Raw genomic sequence first — 14,036 nt, forward strand, 5'->3', positions numbered from 1 at the left:
CCATGGAGGCAAAGCACGCAACGGACTGCGCGCCCTGGCGGGAAGGCATCGACCCGGTCGCTGCCCGCAACGTCGCCGGCGCGATCGACGAGCTCGCCGAGTTCCCGGTGTTGGACGCCACGGTGCTCCGGGTCATCGCGCTCTGCGACGACCAGGAGTCGACGGCCGCCGACCTGGTGGACGCGCTGGAGCAGGACGCGACGTTCGCCGCGAACCTGCTGCGCTTCTCGAACTCGGCCGCGCGGGCGCACCCGATCCGCGCCAAGACGATCCGCCAGGCGGTGATGCTCGTCGGGCGCCGCGCGCTGCGGCGGCTCGCGCTGGAGGCGGCGACCTACCGCTTCCTGGAGCGGTCGCGCGGCAACGGCCGCGCGTCCTGCGGCCAGATGCACCTGCACGCGATCACGGTCGCCATCGGCGCCGCGGCCGCGGCCGAGGAGGCGCAGGTCGCGGGCGACACCGTGCACCTGGCGGGCCTGCTGCACGACGTCGGCAAGCTCGTGCTGCCCGAGGTCTTCGGCGAGGACGCGTGCGACGCGCTGGCCCGCGAGTTCCCGGCCGGCTCCGAGCGCGTGCTGGCCGAGCGCGAGCGCTTCGGCATCGACCACGCCCAGTGCGGCGCGCTGCTGGCCGAGCGCTGGGGGCTGCCCGCCGAGGTCGCGTCGATCATCGCGTGGCACCACGGCGGCGCGACCGGCGTCGGCGCGCCGAACGCGGAGATCGCCTGCGTGCAGCTGTCCGACAACGTCGCGGGGATGCTGAGCGGCAACGAGGCCGACCACGCGTTGTTGGAGGTGTCGCTCGACCGCCTCGGGCTGACCAGCGACGTGCTCGACGTCCTGGCCGAGCAGATCGCCAACCCCGAGCAGCGGGGCGGCGGCGAGGCCGGCCGGTTGGCGCAGCGCGTCGCCGAGCTGGAGCGGCTGTCGCAGACCGACGACCTCACCGGGCTGGCCAACCGTCGGCACTGGCTGCAGACGACGCGGACCGCGCTGATCGAGCAGGGCGGCGGGGCGATCCTGATCTGCGACGTGGACAACTTCAAGGCGGTCAACGAGCGCCACGGCATGGCCGCGGGCGACCTCGTGCTCGCCGAGATCGGCCGGATCCTCAGCGTGCACGGCCACGCGGGACGGCTCGGCGGCGACGAGTTCGCCGTGCTCGTGCCCGGCAACCTCGAGGAGGCCGTGCAGGCCGCCCAGCGGATCATGGCCCAGGTCGGCGAGGTGTTCGAGGCGGGCTCCGGCCCCAAGGTCGACCTCTCGCTCGGCTGCGCCGCGGCGCCGACCCACGGCACCGAGCTGGCCGACCTCCTGGAGGCCGCCGACGTCGCGCTGCTGGACGCCAAGCGCGCGGGCCGGTCGCGGGCGATGATCGCCGGCGCGGAGCTGCGGGGCGGGGACCTGGCGGCTTAGGCGCCGCCTGGTCCCACGTAGCGCTCGCCGCGCATCAGCGGGACGCGGTCGCCGTCGGCGGTGAGGCCGTCGACGTCGACGTGCGGCCCGCCGAAGCAGAAGTCGGTGTGGTCGCTGAGCGGTTGATCGGGAGGCCGGTGAGGACGACGCGGGCGTATCCGGTCAGGTCGTCGTCGGTCATCGCCGGACGCGTACCCTCGCACGCGCATGAGCGGATTGGTCAAGGCCGAGTGGTACGACGTCAGACGGGCGCAGTCGAACAAGCCCGCGACGTACTCGTGCCCGTTCTGCCCGCGCAAGCTGCCCGCGTTCTCCGAGCACGTGCTGATCCGACCGCTGGGACGCGGGGACGGACGGCGCCACGCGCACGTGGCCTGCGCGGCGAAGGCGCGCAGGCAGGGCCTGCTGCCGTCGCGCGAGGAGTGGCTGCGCGGGCAGCGTCGCGCGCGCCGCTCCGGCAGGATGAGGAGATGGCTCCGGAGGCTGACCCGACGCTCGTGACCACCCGCCGCGCGCTGCACGCGCTCGCCGCCCAGGTGATCGCGCCGCTGCGCACGCAGGCGACCGGGAACGAGATCGCGCTGCGACCCCGGCCCGGCGGCTTCGGGACGCCGGAGCTGCCCGAGGGCGGCTGGGTCGGCGTGGACGGCACGGACCTCGTGCGCGTGGACGGGGAAGGCGCCCGCGAGACCGCGCCGATCACGTCGCTCCTGGACGCCGCCGACTTCGTCGGCCTCGACGACGCGGCGAGCGCGCTGACCGACGCGCCGCTGGAGGTCCACGCCGGCGCCGCCCAGATCCTCGCCGACGCCTGGGCCTCCGGCGAGGAGGCGCTGATCGCCCTCGGCGGCGACGACACCACCCCGATCCTCTGGCCCGAGCACTTCGACATCGCCATCGAGCACGCCCAGGCGACCTACGGGGTGTCCCCCGGCGACGACGCCCACCCCGAGCCCTACGCCTACATCTCGCTCTGGACCCCGCCTCCTGGGCTGGAGACCGGCCCGTCCACGTTCTGGAACGCCGTCGGCTTCACCGGCGCGGAGCGGCCGTGGACGAACGACGTGGACGAGTTGGTGGCGTTCTTCAGAGCAGGCGCCGCCGCACGATGATCTCCTCCGACAGCGTCTTGTAGCCGACGCGGTCGAAGACGACGGTGACGATCCCGGACTCGATGGACTGGATCGTGCCGTCGCCGAACTCGGGGTGGTGGACGTGCTCGCCGGGTTGGTAGGGCGCGTCCTCGTCGGGTGGGTCGGAGTCCGCGACGCCGTGGCCGGCGTCGCAGTTGTCGCAGTTGCCGCACGGCGGGTCGAAGGGCTCGCCGAAGTACCCCAACAAGAAGGCGCGGCGGCAGGTGGAGTGCTCGGCGTAGGCGCGCATCATCTCGACGCGGGAGCGTTCGAAGTGCTCGCGGTCGATCTCGTCGGTCGCGGCCTCGTCGAGGCCCGCGGCGAGGTCGGCGTCGCGGACGGCGGACACCTCGCCGGCGTCGGTCACGTCCACGACGTGGGCGTCCTGGAGCCGGTGCAGGACGGTCGCCAGCCGTGACCGGCCCAGGCCCAGCTCCTCGCGCAGCGCGCCCGCGTCGACCGGACGGCCGGCGGCGCGCACGACGCCCGCCACGCGCTCCAGCGTCGCGCGGTCGAGCTTGCCGGACGCGAAGAAGCGGCGGCGGCCGAGGTCCTCGGGCCGGTAGAAGAGCTTGGCCACCGCGGGCTCGCGGTCGCGCCCGGCGCGGCCCAGCTCCTGGAAGTACGCGTCCAGCGACGCGCTGACGTCGAGGTGGAACACGAACCGCACGTCGGGCTTGTCGACGCCCATGCCGAAGGCGATCGTGGCGACCATCACGTCCACGTCGCCGTCGGCGTCCATGAACGCCTCCTGCGCCGCGTCGCGCCGCTTGGCGCCCATCCCGCCGTGGTAGGCGGTCGCCCGCACGCCGCGCTCGCGCAACGCGCGCGCCACGTCCTCGGAGCCCTTCTGCGTGGCGACGTAGACGATCCCGGGCGCGCCCTCCCGCTCGGCCACCGCGTCCAGCAGCGCGCGCTCCTTGGCCTCCTCCTCGTGGAAGTGCTCGACGCCGAGCCAGATGTTGGGGCGGTCGAAGCCCTTGACGATGATGTCGGGGTCCTTCAGCCGCAGCACGGACACGATCTCCTCGCGCACCGGCGCCGCGGCGGTCGCGGTCAGCGCGAGGATCGGCGGACGGCCGAGGGCCTCGGCGGCCGCGCCCAGCTCCAGGTACTCGGGCCGGAAGTCGTGGCCCCACTGCGACACGCAGTGCGCCTCGTCGACCACGAACAGCGACGGCTTCGTCGCGCGCAGGCGCTCCAGCGTGTCCGGCCGCGCGAGCTGCTCGGGCGCGAGCAGGACGAACTCGGTCGCGCCGGACTCCAGGCCCGCGAAGACCGCCTCGCGCTGGGCGTGCGTGAGCGTCGAGTTCAGCTCGGCCGCCGCGCCGCCCTCGGCCTGCTCGACCTGGTCGCGCTGCAGCGCGATCAGCGGCGAGACGACGACCGTCGGGCCGTCCCGGAAGTACCCGGCGAGCTGGTAGATCGCCGACTTGCCGCTGCCGGTGGCCATCACCACGAGCGCGTCACGTCCCTCCAGCGCCGCCTCGATCCCCTCCAGCTGGCCGGGGCGCAGGTGGTCGTGGCCCAGCTCCTCGCGGGCGGCCTCCTCGATGGCGTCTTCGTCGGGCAGCTCTGACATCGCCGAGTCCGTACCCGACCCTATCCTCGAAGGAGCATGGCCTCATCCGTCTCCGACGCCGACCGCAAGGACCGTCTCGCCGAGCAGCGCCGCAACCTGCCCGACGGGCCGGGCGTCTACCTGTTCCGCAACGAGAAGGGCAAGGTCATCTACGTCGGCAAGGCCAAGTCCATCAAGAAGCGGGTGGCGTCGCACTTCGCCAACCCGGTCACGCGCGGCGCGGTCCAGATGACCGAGGTCATCGACGACGTCCAGTTCATCCTGGTCGGGTCCGAGACCGAGGCACTGCTCGTCGAGCAGAACTTCATCAAGCAGTACCAGCCGCAGTTCAACATCCGGCTGCGCGACGACAAGTCCTATCCGTACATCGCGATCTCGATGGACGAGCCGTTCCCGCGCGTCTACTTCACGCGCGAGAAGCACCGCAAGACGCGGCTGTACTTCGGGCCGTACTCCTCCGCCAAGCGCACCCGCTCGACGCTGGAGACGCTCGGCAAGGTCTTCCAGTACCGCTCCTGCCAGGGCGCGGAGCCGGGCCGGCGCAGCGGGTCCCCGTGCCTCGACTTCTACATCAAGCGCTGCGGCGCGCCGTGCGTCGACTACGGGGTCGACCGCAAGCAGTACATGGAGTCGATCGACGGCGTCCGCGCGTTCCTGAGCGGGCGCTACCGCGAGATCGAGCGCGACCTCGAGGCGCGCATGAAGGAGGCGTCGGCCAAGCAGGAGTTCGAGCAGGCCGCGCTGGAGCGCAACCGCCTGGCCGCCGTGCGCTCGCTGCTGCAGAAGCAGCGCGTGGCCAACGAGGCGCACGGGACGATCGACGTCGTCGCGGTCGCGGCCGACGGCACCGACGCCAACGCCCAGGTCTTCCAGCTGCGCGACGGCGTGCTCAGCGACCGCCAGTCGTTCTACCTGGACAACATCCAGGAGGGCGGCGTGGGGGAGGTCGCCCAGGAGTTCTTGTTGCAGTACTACGGCGAGGCGACCGTGATCCCGCCGCAGGTCATCGTCCAGCTCCAGGTCGAGGACCTCGAGCCGCTGGCCGAGCTGCTGACCGAGCGGCGCGGGGCGAAGGTCGAGGTTCGCGCGGCCGAGCGCGGCGACAAGGCCAGGTTGTTGGACCTGGCCGAGCGCAACGCGCGCCTGGCGCTGGACCAGGAGCGGCTGAAGGCCGAGCGCTCGCGCCAGCAGCGCGTGCAGGCGCTGGACGACCTGCAGGAGGCGCTGGCGTTGGAGGCACTCCCGCTGCGGGTCGAGTGCTTCGACATCTCCAACCTGATGGGGACGCACACGGTCGCCTCGATGGTCGTCTTCGAGGGCGGCGCGCCGAAGAAGGCCGACTACCGGCGCTTCACGATCCGCGGCGGCGAGGAGGGCGTGCCCGACGACTTCGCGTCGATGAGCGAGGTGCTCGGCCGCCGCCTGGCGCAGTGGGAGCGCCAGCAGGACCTGTCGCCGCACGACCCGGATCGCAACGAGAGCTTCGCGACGCTGCCGAACCTGATCGTGATCGACGGCGGCAAGGGCCAGCTCTCGGCGGGCGTCGAGGCGCTGCGCGGGTTTCTCGACCGCGGTGTGGCCGTCGTCTCGCTGGCCAAGCGCATCGAGGAGGTCTTCGTGCCCGGCCGGCCCGACCCGATCGTCCTGCCGCACGACACGCCCGCCCTGCAGCTGCTGCAGCGCGTCCGCGACGAGGCCCACCGCTTCGCGATCACCCACCACCGCACCCGCCGCGACAAGGCGATGACCGTGTCGGTGCTCGACGACCTACCCGGCATCGGCGAGGCCCGCAAGCGCACGTTGTTGAACCACTTCGGCTCGCCGGACGCCGTGCTCGCGGCGACCCGCGAGCAGTTGGAGGCGGTCCCGGGCCTGCCCGGCAAGACGGCGCGGGAGCTGTACACGTTCCTGCACCGGACGCGGACGGGGCGCTAGGCGGGCGCGCCGATCGCCCGGCGGCCGCTCGGTTGAGCGGCCGCCGGCTCGAGCGAGCCGTTGCTCGCCGGAGATCGCCGGCCCTACTGCCGGCTCACCGCCGGATCGCACGCGATGTCGGGCGGGGCGGGAATGACCCCGCCGCCGCCGGCCCACGTCAGCGAGATCGACGTCTGGTCGGAGAGGTCCGCGCGGTCGATCTCGAACGACACGGTTCCGTTGACCGAGGCCGCTTCGAGCGACCCCTTGTCCGTTGCCAACGAGACGGTGCCCGCGCCGTCAGGCACCGCCGCGTTGATGCGGACGTGATTCGTCGGCAGGCCGGGCAGGCACATCTGCGCGCCGATCCCGGATCCCTCGTTGAGCGTCGCCTTCTTGCCACAGCGTCCGCTGCCATGATCGTCGGTCGTGTAGCAGACGACGTCGTTGTTCTCGGCCACCTTCATCCGGAATCCCGAGCGGAGCTTGGCGCCGTCCCGGGAGCTCTTGGCGTCGAGACCTGCGGCTGCGAACACCGGACCACCGTGCGACTGAGACTCTCCGGGCGCGGTTGCCTCGTTCTTGATCGGCTGCGGTTCACCCGTCGGAGGAGCCGGCGTGCCGTCGATCCCCGCAATCGCCACGCTGCAAGCGGCGAGGCAGGCGACGAGCGCCGCGAGGATGGCGATCTTGCGCTTGTTGAGGTATCGCATGATCTGTCTCCTAGTAGTGAGCCGTGAGTCGGGCGGTGCCAGGGCCTTGGTTCGTCCACCAATCAACGTACGCGTCGACCCAGATGTTGTTGTTGTCGCTCCACCACTGGTAGGCGTAACCGGCACCCCAGGCGTACGCGATGATCGTGCCGGTGCTGGGATTCTGCAGGTACGAGCTGATGTACCGGGAGCCGTACGAGTAGTCGGTGGAACCGTCGTCGTCGTACGTGTGCCGCTCCGAGGCGAGTATCGATGTCCGGATGCTGACGCAACCTATGCTAAGAAACGCAAAGTGTCAAGGTGGGATTGACGTCAGTCTAATTTGCTTAGCAAATAGAGTTGATGCGCGAGCGAAAGGCGGAGGGTGTTGGCCTTGTGAGTTCTGGCTTGAGCGGCGGAGCAGCCTGGAGGCAGACGAGGCCGCGAACCGCGCCCAGTGGGGTTGGCCGGGGCGCGAGCCATTGGTGTCATGAGGGCGTCGGCCTAGCGCTCGGGCGTTGGCGCGCACAGTGACGTCGCGCTCGGCTTCACGATGGTCTCCGGGCGCGAGGTCTTCACGGTCGGCGACCACCCGCGATCGTCTGCTGGTTCGCGGCGCTCATCGCCGACGTGACCAAATGATGGGCGGGCGGTCCGGTGAGGGGGCCGCCCGCCAAGGTGCTACGTCGTCGAACCGGTGGTCGACGTCTGCTGCCGGCCGTTGCCGCCGCCGGGGCGTTGGGGCAGCTTGGACTGGCAGGTCTTGAAGGCGGCCTGGACCTTGGGATCCGAGGCCTTGAGGTTGCGCAGGGCGTTGAAGCCGTCGGAGACCTTGACGTCGAGGCCCTGGTCCTTGAGGCAGGTCAGGTAGGGCGTGAAGGCCTTGATGTTCTGCTGCGGCGGCCGGCCGCCGCCGTTGCGGGTGCCGTCGCCGTAGCCGCCGCCGCGGAACTGGGGCCGGAGCTTGGCGCAGGCCTGCATGGCCTTCTGGGTCTTGGCGTCGGGCTGTCCGCCGCCGAAGAAGCCGGGGCCGCCCGCGCCGCCGCCGTTGCCGTTTCCGTCGGAGGGCGGAGCGCCGTCGGTGCCCGTGGGCGGCTGGGCGTTGGTGCCGGTCGGCGGCTGGCCGTCGCCGCCGTCGGCGCCGGGCGGGGGACCGTAGCCGCCGCCGTTGCCGTCGCCGCCGTTGGGCCGCTGACCGCGGTCGGGCAGCGTCACGCCGTTGTCCTTCAGGCACTGCCGGTACTTCTCGAACGCGGCGTTCTGGGTGCCGTTGGCCCCGCTCTTGGTCGTCGCGGAGGCGTCGGCGCCCGACGACGAGTCGCCGCTGGAGCCGCACGCGACGAGCGCGACCGAGGCGCCCGCGATGGCGAGCACGGACAAGGGCGTGGCAAGGCGAGACATGGCCTCGCAGTGAGCCGCACGAACCGAAACGAGGGCCAAGCGCTCGCGAAGAAGTGCGTAAGTCCGGTGCGGCACGGCCGCGGTCAAAGCCCGGGCCCGTCCGGCCGAGAACCGGGATGTGCGAATGCCGTTTACCATGCCCGCCGCGCTGCTCGCGACGGTCCTGTCCTCCGTGGCCTTCGCCCCGGCCGCCCATGCCGCCATCGACGGCGACGAGGCGTGCGACGGCGGCCTCTACAGCATCTTGGTCTTCGACGGCCAGCGCTGGGTGCGCTGCATGGCCGGGCTCGAGGAGAACGCGCCTTGGGGGACGCTGACCGTCCCGGACGTGACCGCGTCCGAGAACACCAACTCGGTGACGTTCACGGTCTCGCGCACCTCCAAGGTCAACACGATCTGGTTCACCTACACGACGGTCGACGGCACCGCGAAGGCCGGCGTCGACTACACCGCGACGTCCGGTTCTCTCCGGTGGGTCAACGAGCTGAGCCAGACGATCACGGTGCCGATCGCCGACGACGACGTCCACACCGGCGACCGCTCGTTCTTCCTGCGCCTCGCGCCCGGCGCCGGCGGGCCGACCGTCACGCTGCCGGCCCGCGACGCGGTCGCGACGATCACCGACGATGAGCCGGAGCCGGATCCCGCGACCGATCCGGACCCGTCGGCGGGGGAGACCACGCCGGGCGACGACGCGCCGAAGGACGACGCGGCCACGACCACCCAGCCGAACGCGCCCGTCCCGCCGGTCGCGACCCCGGCCGCCGCACCGCCGGCGCCGAGCGCGACGCCCGCGCCGCCGAGCGCGCCCTTCGCCCGCCTCACTCAGGCGCGCACGCTCGGCTCCGTCCTCGCCGGGCGCACCCGCCTGGCCGTGCGCTGCTCCGCGCGCTGCACGCTGACCGTGACGCTCACCGTCCCGTCGGCCACGGCCCGCGCGCTCGGCCTGCGGACGCGCACGATCGGCACCGCCCACGGCGCCGGGACCGGCCGCCTCCTGCTGCCGATCCGCCTCTCGGGCCCGGCGAAGGCGGCGCTGCGCCGTCACCCGCGGACGCTCGTCGCCACCGCGACGCTCCGCGACGCCGAAGGCGCGCCGTCCCGGACGGTCCGCCTCACGCTGCGGCGCCCGAGCTGATCGGGCGCGGCCGGGCGGCGCGCCCGGCCCGACGCATGGGGGAGCCGCCGGTTCTTCGCACGGAGAACCGCCTTCGCGCTGCCGCGGGGGCCCGCGGCGCGCCGGTTCTTCGCACGGAGAACCGCCTTCGCGCTGCCGCGGGGGCCCGCGGTGCGCCGGTTCTTCGCACGGAGAACCGCCTTCGCGCTGCCTCGGGGGCCCGCGGTGCGCCGGTTCTTCGCATTTCCTCACGTTCCGCTTAAAGACCACTCACGGGTTGGCCTGAAGCTGGTGCAGGTATGCCCCGGTCGACCCGTGCTCGTCACCTGCTGTCCCCGATCAACGTCGCGCTCGGCGTCGTCGCCGCCGGCGGCGTGGTCGCCGCGATCGTCGTCGTCGGTCCGGAGAAGGCGTCGTCCACCACCAGCGAGCGGGTGGTCACGGTCTCCAAGGGCGTGGTGCAGTCCACGGTGTCGGGCAGCGGCAACCTGTCGCCGGCCAACACGATGAACTTGAGCTTCGGTGCCTCGGGCAAGGTGACCAAGGTGTACGTCAAGGCCGGCGAGCACGTCACCGAGGGTCAGCTGCTGGCGCGCATCGACCCGACCTCGGCCGAGGTCGACCTGGCCGAGGCCAAGGCCAACCTCCAGAGCGCGCAGGACACGCTGGACGACATCCAGTCCGGCACGACGACGACCACGACGGCGTCGGCGTCGACCTCCTCGTCGTCGGCCACCGCGACGACCGCGACCGCGACGATCGCCGCCGTGAAGGCGACCGCCGCGCAGGCGGAGGAGACGTCCTCCGCGTCCACGCCGGCGAGCACGACGACGCCCTCGACCACCACGACGACGCCGAGCGGGTCCGGCGGGAGCGACGGCGGCTCGGGGTCGGCGAACGGGACCGGCTCGAACGGCAGCGGCGGCTCGGGCTCGGCGAACGGGAACGACTCGGCGGGGAGCGGCTCGACCGGCGGCGGCTCGGGCTCGGGCTCGGCGAACGGCAGCGGCTCGGCGGGGAGTGGCTCGACCGGCGGCGGCTCGGGCTCGGCGAGCGGCAGCGCCTCGCGCTCCGGCTCCGGCTCCGGCTCCACGTCCGGCGCGAGCGGCTCCGGCGGCGGCTCCAACTCCACCATGTCGCAGGCCGCCGCCGAGGCGGCGGTCAAGTCCGCGCAGCTCGCCGTCGACAACGCCGAGGACGCGCTGGCCGCGACGGCGCTGCGCGCGCCCGGCGCGGCGACCGTCGCCGAGGTCAACGGCGCGGTCGGCGACCAGGTCAGCGGCTCGTCGGGCAGCACGTCGTCCTCGTCCTCCTCCAGCAGCGGCGGTGGCGCGAGCGGCGGCGGCGTCGGCGCCTCCGGCACCTCCGGCACCTCCGGCGGCTCATCCTCCAGCTCCTCGGCCTTCGTCGTCCTGACCCAGCTGAGCCGCATGCACCTCGAGGTCTCGCTGAGCGAGTCCGACATCAACGACGTCAAGGTCGGCCAGCAGGCGACGGTCGCCGTCAACGCCGCGTCCGGCGAGGAGGTCGCGGGCAAGGTGGCGTCGATCGACGTGCTCAGCAGCAGCTCGTCCAGCAGCGGCTCGTCCAGCGCGGTCTCCTACCCGGTCACGATCGCGCTGACCCAGACGACCAAGGGCCTCAAGGCGGGGATGTCGGCCACGGCCGAGATCGTCACGTCGCAGGCCGAGGGCGTCGTCGTCCCCAACCAGGCGCTGCAGGGCAGCTCGGTCACCGTCGTCAAGAACGGCGCGCGCACGACCCAGCGCGTCCAGACCGGCGTCGCCGGCGACTCCGCCACGCAGGTCGTCTCCGGCCTCAGCGCCGGCGACCAGGTCGTCGTGACCTCGCAGTCGGCGGCCGCCGGCGCCGCGGCGTCACGCGCCGGCGGTACCTCCAACTCCACGCAGAGCGGCCTCGGCGGCGGCACGAGCCGCTTCGGCGGCGGCGCCGGCGCCGGCGGCGGCTTCAGCGGCGGCGGGTTCTCCGGCGGCGGCCCGCCCAGCGGCGGCTTCCCCGGGGGAGGCGGCCGGTGAGCGACCGACCGAGGCGGAGGCGTCGCCGTCCGGTCATCGTCGTCGAGGACGTCCGGCGGACCTACCAGGTCACCGACGACCTGGCCGTCCACGCACTCGACGGCGTCAGCCTGACGATCGCCGCCGGCGAGCTCGTCGCGATCATGGGCTCCTCGGGCTCCGGCAAGTCCACGTTGATGAACATGCTCGGCTGCCTCGACCAGCCGACGAGCGGGCGCTACCTGCTCGACGGGGTCGACGTCAAGGACATGGACGAGGACGAGCAGTCCGACCTGCGCAACCGCAAGATCGGGTTCGTCTTCCAGGCCTTCAACCTGGTCCCGCGCACGAGCGCGCTGGCCAACGTCGAGCTGCCGCTGAGCTACGCGGGCGTCTCGCGCGGCGAGCGCCGCCGGCGGGCGACCGACGCGCTGAAGGCCGTCGGCATGGGCGCCCGCCTCGACCACCTGCCGTCCGAGCTGTCCGGCGGCCAGCAGCAACGCGTGGCGGTCGCGCGCGCGATCGTCACCAACCCCTCGTTGATCCTCGCCGACGAGCCGACCGGCAACCTCGACTCGCGCTCCACCCACGACGTCCTGCGCATCTTCGAGACCCTCAACGCCGAGGGCCGCACGGTCGTCCTCATCACCCACGAGGACGACGTCGCCGAGCGCGCCCGGCGCGTCATCCGCCTGGCCGACGGCCGCATCCTCTCCGACGATCGGCGCGTCGCCGCCGGAGAGGCCGCATGACGCTCGCCGAGACCCTGCGCATCGCGCTCGGCGGCATCATGGCCAACAAGCTGCGGTCGGGCCTGACGATCCTCGGCATGACGATCGGCGTCGCGTCGGTGATCGTGCTCGTCGCCGTCGGCAACGGCTCCAAGCGGCAGGTGCAGGCCAGCGTCCGCGCGCTGGGCTCCAACGTCCTGCTCGTCCAGGCCGGCGGCGCCCGCGGTGGCCCCGGGCTGTTCGGCGGCGGCAGCTCGATCACGCTGACGCAGGCCGACGCGACCGCGCTGCAGGATCGGTTCGACGCGCCCGACGTCAAGTCCGCCTCGCCCGTGGTGACCGCGTCCAGCACCAGCCTCGTCGCCGGCTCGTTGTCCTACACGTCGAGCGTCACCGGCACCACGCCGAGCTACGCCACCGCGCGCGACTACGAGATCGCCTCGGGCCAGATGTTCACGACCGCCGACGTCAAGAAGCACGATCGCGTCGTCGTCCTCGGCCCGACCGTCGTCACCAACCTCTTCAGCGGCGCCAACCCCGTCGGCCAGACCGTGAAGATGGGCGGTTCGACGTTCACGGTCGTCGGCGTGACCAAGGCCAAGGGGTCCAACGGCACGACCGACCAGGACGACGTCGTCTTCGCGCCGCTGACCGCCGTGCAGGACGCGCTCTCCGGCTACGGGTCGATCGACCAGATCGTCGTCCAGGCCAAGAGCGAGAAGGCGCTGAACGCCGCCCAGGCCGAGGTGACGTCGATCCTCGACCAGCGCCACGACGTCGACACGACGTCGTCGAGCGGCACGTCGAGCAGCAGCTTCCAGGTCATCAACCAGGGGTCGATCCTGGAGACCTCCAACGAGACGACGTCGGTCTTCACGACGCTGCTCGGCGCGGTGGCCGCGATCTCGCTGCTCGTCGGCGGCATCGGCGTCATGAACATCATGTTGGTGTCGGTCACCGAGCGCACGCGCGAGATCGGCATCCGCAAGGCGATCGGCGCCCGCCGCGCCGACATCCTGCTCCAGTTCCTCACCGAGGCCGTCCTGGTCTCGATGCTCGGCGGCCTGGTCGGCGTCGCCGTCGGGATCGTCGGCTCGAAGTTCACGATCGCCGGCGTCGACCCCGTCATCGCCTTCTACTCGATCCCCCTGTCCTTCGGCGCGGCCGTCCTGGCCGGGCTGTTCTTCGGCACCTACCCGGCGGGCCGCGCCGCGCGCCTGCGTCCCATCGACGCCCTCCGATTCGAATGAGCGACCAGCACCAGCACACGACGACCTATGACGACCCCGACCTCGAGTGGGACTACGAGGACGACGACGCCCAGGGGGAGGAGGACGCGCGCCCGCGCCGGCCGCGGCGCAGGCTGCTGACGCCGGTCAGCGGCGGGCTCGCCGCGATCGCGCTGCTCGCCGGCGGCTTCGTCGCGGGCGTGCAGGTCCAGAAGGGCCAGGACGACAACGGCGGCGCGGGCGGCCCGGGCGGCGGCGGCGCGCGCGGCGGGAGCTTCGCGGCGCGCCTCGGCGGCGGCGCGGGCGCGGGCGCCGCGTCGGGTGGCGCGAGCGCCCAGGGCTCCGGGCCGGGGCAGGGTCAGAGCGCCGCTGCCGGCGGCTCCGGCTCCAACGCCACGGTCGGCACCGTCGCCAACGTCAAGGGCACGACGCTCTACGTCACCGGCACCGACGGCACGACGGTGAAGATCCGCACCGACGACAGCTCGAAGGTCACGCGCAACGCCGACAGCTCGGTCGCCGCCGTCCATCCCGGCGACTCGGTCGTGATCCAGGGCACCAAGAACAGCTCCGGCAGCGTGACCGCCACGTCGATCACCGCGACGGCCAAGGGCGTCAGCGCGTTCGCCGGTCTCGGCGGCTTCCCGGGCACGGGCGGAACGAGCGGAACGGGCGGCACGGGCACCGGCAGCCAGTCGGGCGGTGCATCGTCGGGAAGCGGCGGCTCCGACGGCGTCCCGCAGGGCTTCGCGCCACCTCAGGGTTAGGCCACCAGACCGCGCGGAAAGCCTCTTCCGCGAAACAATG

Annotated in this window: 12 protein-coding genes; 9 read left to right on the forward strand and 3 right to left on the reverse strand. The window is 72.7% G+C overall.

All coding sequences use genetic code 11. From position 1 onward, the window contains the following. Nucleotides 1–2: 2 nt before the first annotated feature. From VFG42_RS12220 to VFG42_RS12230, 3 genes are all read left to right on the forward strand, one after another. Nucleotides 3–1,415 (forward strand): HDOD domain-containing protein, encoded by a 1,413-nt coding sequence (locus tag VFG42_RS12220; RefSeq protein WP_324908741.1) that lies wholly within the window; start codon nt 3–5, stop codon nt 1,413–1,415. A 207-nt stretch (nt 1,416–1,622) separates the two neighbouring features. Continuing rightward, nucleotides 1,623–1,916 carry a hypothetical protein gene (locus VFG42_RS12225; RefSeq protein ID WP_324908743.1) on the forward strand — a complete coding sequence of 98 codons (294 nt, stop codon included), beginning with the start codon at nt 1,623–1,625 and terminating at the stop codon, nt 1,914–1,916. Next, the gene (locus VFG42_RS12230; RefSeq protein ID WP_324908745.1) at nt 1,886–2,527 is read left to right on the forward strand and encodes a hypothetical protein; all 642 of its coding nucleotides are present in this window, start codon (nt 1,886–1,888) and stop codon (nt 2,525–2,527) included. Before VFG42_RS12225 ends, VFG42_RS12230 begins: the two co-directional genes overlap by 31 nt. Here the strand turns inward: VFG42_RS12230 and VFG42_RS12235 are convergent. After that, nucleotides 2,502–4,130: a RecQ family ATP-dependent DNA helicase gene (locus tag VFG42_RS12235; protein WP_324908747.1), complete on the reverse strand. Its 1,629-nt coding sequence runs from the start codon at nt 4,128–4,130 to the stop codon at nt 2,502–2,504. The two genes, VFG42_RS12230 and VFG42_RS12235, sit on opposite strands and share 26 nt — an antisense overlap. A gap of 36 nt (nt 4,131–4,166) precedes the next feature. On the opposite strand from VFG42_RS12235, the gene uvrC reads away from it, so the two are divergent. Then, complete coding sequence (uvrC, locus tag VFG42_RS12240) at nt 4,167–6,065, forward strand: excinuclease ABC subunit UvrC (RefSeq protein ID WP_324908749.1); 1,899 nt, start codon at nt 4,167–4,169, stop codon at nt 6,063–6,065. Between the two features lie 83 nt (nt 6,066–6,148). Here uvrC and VFG42_RS12245 read toward each other — a convergent pair whose 3' ends face one another. Together VFG42_RS12245 and VFG42_RS12250 are read right to left on the reverse strand one after the other, a co-directional pair. Continuing rightward, nucleotides 6,149–6,757 carry a hypothetical protein gene (locus VFG42_RS12245; RefSeq protein WP_324908751.1) on the reverse strand — a complete coding sequence of 203 codons (609 nt, stop codon included), beginning with the start codon at nt 6,755–6,757 and terminating at the stop codon, nt 6,149–6,151. Nucleotides 6,758–7,417: 660 nt separating this feature from the next. Next, nucleotides 7,418–8,137 carry a hypothetical protein gene (locus VFG42_RS12250; protein ID WP_324908753.1) on the reverse strand — a complete coding sequence of 240 codons (720 nt, stop codon included), beginning with the start codon at nt 8,135–8,137 and terminating at the stop codon, nt 7,418–7,420. A gap of 136 nt (nt 8,138–8,273) precedes the next feature. Here VFG42_RS12250 and VFG42_RS12255 point away from each other — a divergent pair, with 136 nt between their 5' ends. From VFG42_RS12255 to VFG42_RS12275, 5 genes are all read left to right on the forward strand, one after another. Continuing rightward, nucleotides 8,274–9,275 carry a Calx-beta domain-containing protein gene (locus tag VFG42_RS12255; protein WP_324908755.1) on the forward strand — a complete coding sequence of 334 codons (1,002 nt, stop codon included), beginning with the start codon at nt 8,274–8,276 and terminating at the stop codon, nt 9,273–9,275. Between the two features lie 278 nt (nt 9,276–9,553). Beyond that, on the forward strand, nt 9,554–11,290 hold the full coding sequence (locus tag VFG42_RS12260) for an efflux RND transporter periplasmic adaptor subunit (RefSeq protein ID WP_324908757.1): 1,737 nt from the start codon (nt 9,554–9,556) through the stop codon (nt 11,288–11,290). Then, nucleotides 11,287–12,021: an ABC transporter ATP-binding protein gene (locus VFG42_RS12265; RefSeq protein ID WP_324908759.1), complete on the forward strand. Its 735-nt coding sequence runs from the start codon at nt 11,287–11,289 to the stop codon at nt 12,019–12,021. The genes VFG42_RS12260 and VFG42_RS12265 overlap by 4 nt, the downstream gene beginning before the upstream one ends. Next, entirely contained in the window at nt 12,018–13,250 is a 1,233-nt protein-coding gene (locus VFG42_RS12270; RefSeq protein WP_324908761.1) for an ABC transporter permease, read from the forward strand. The genes VFG42_RS12265 and VFG42_RS12270 overlap by 4 nt, the downstream gene beginning before the upstream one ends. Continuing rightward, on the forward strand, nt 13,247–13,996 hold the full coding sequence (locus tag VFG42_RS12275; RefSeq protein ID WP_324908763.1) for a hypothetical protein: 750 nt from the start codon (nt 13,247–13,249) through the stop codon (nt 13,994–13,996). Before VFG42_RS12270 ends, VFG42_RS12275 begins: the two co-directional genes overlap by 4 nt. Nucleotides 13,997–14,036: the final 40 nt, after the last annotated feature.

Origin of the sequence: Baekduia sp., from assembly GCF_035685985.1 — a bacterium.
Lineage (GTDB): Bacteria > Actinomycetota > Thermoleophilia > Solirubrobacterales > Solirubrobacteraceae > Baekduia.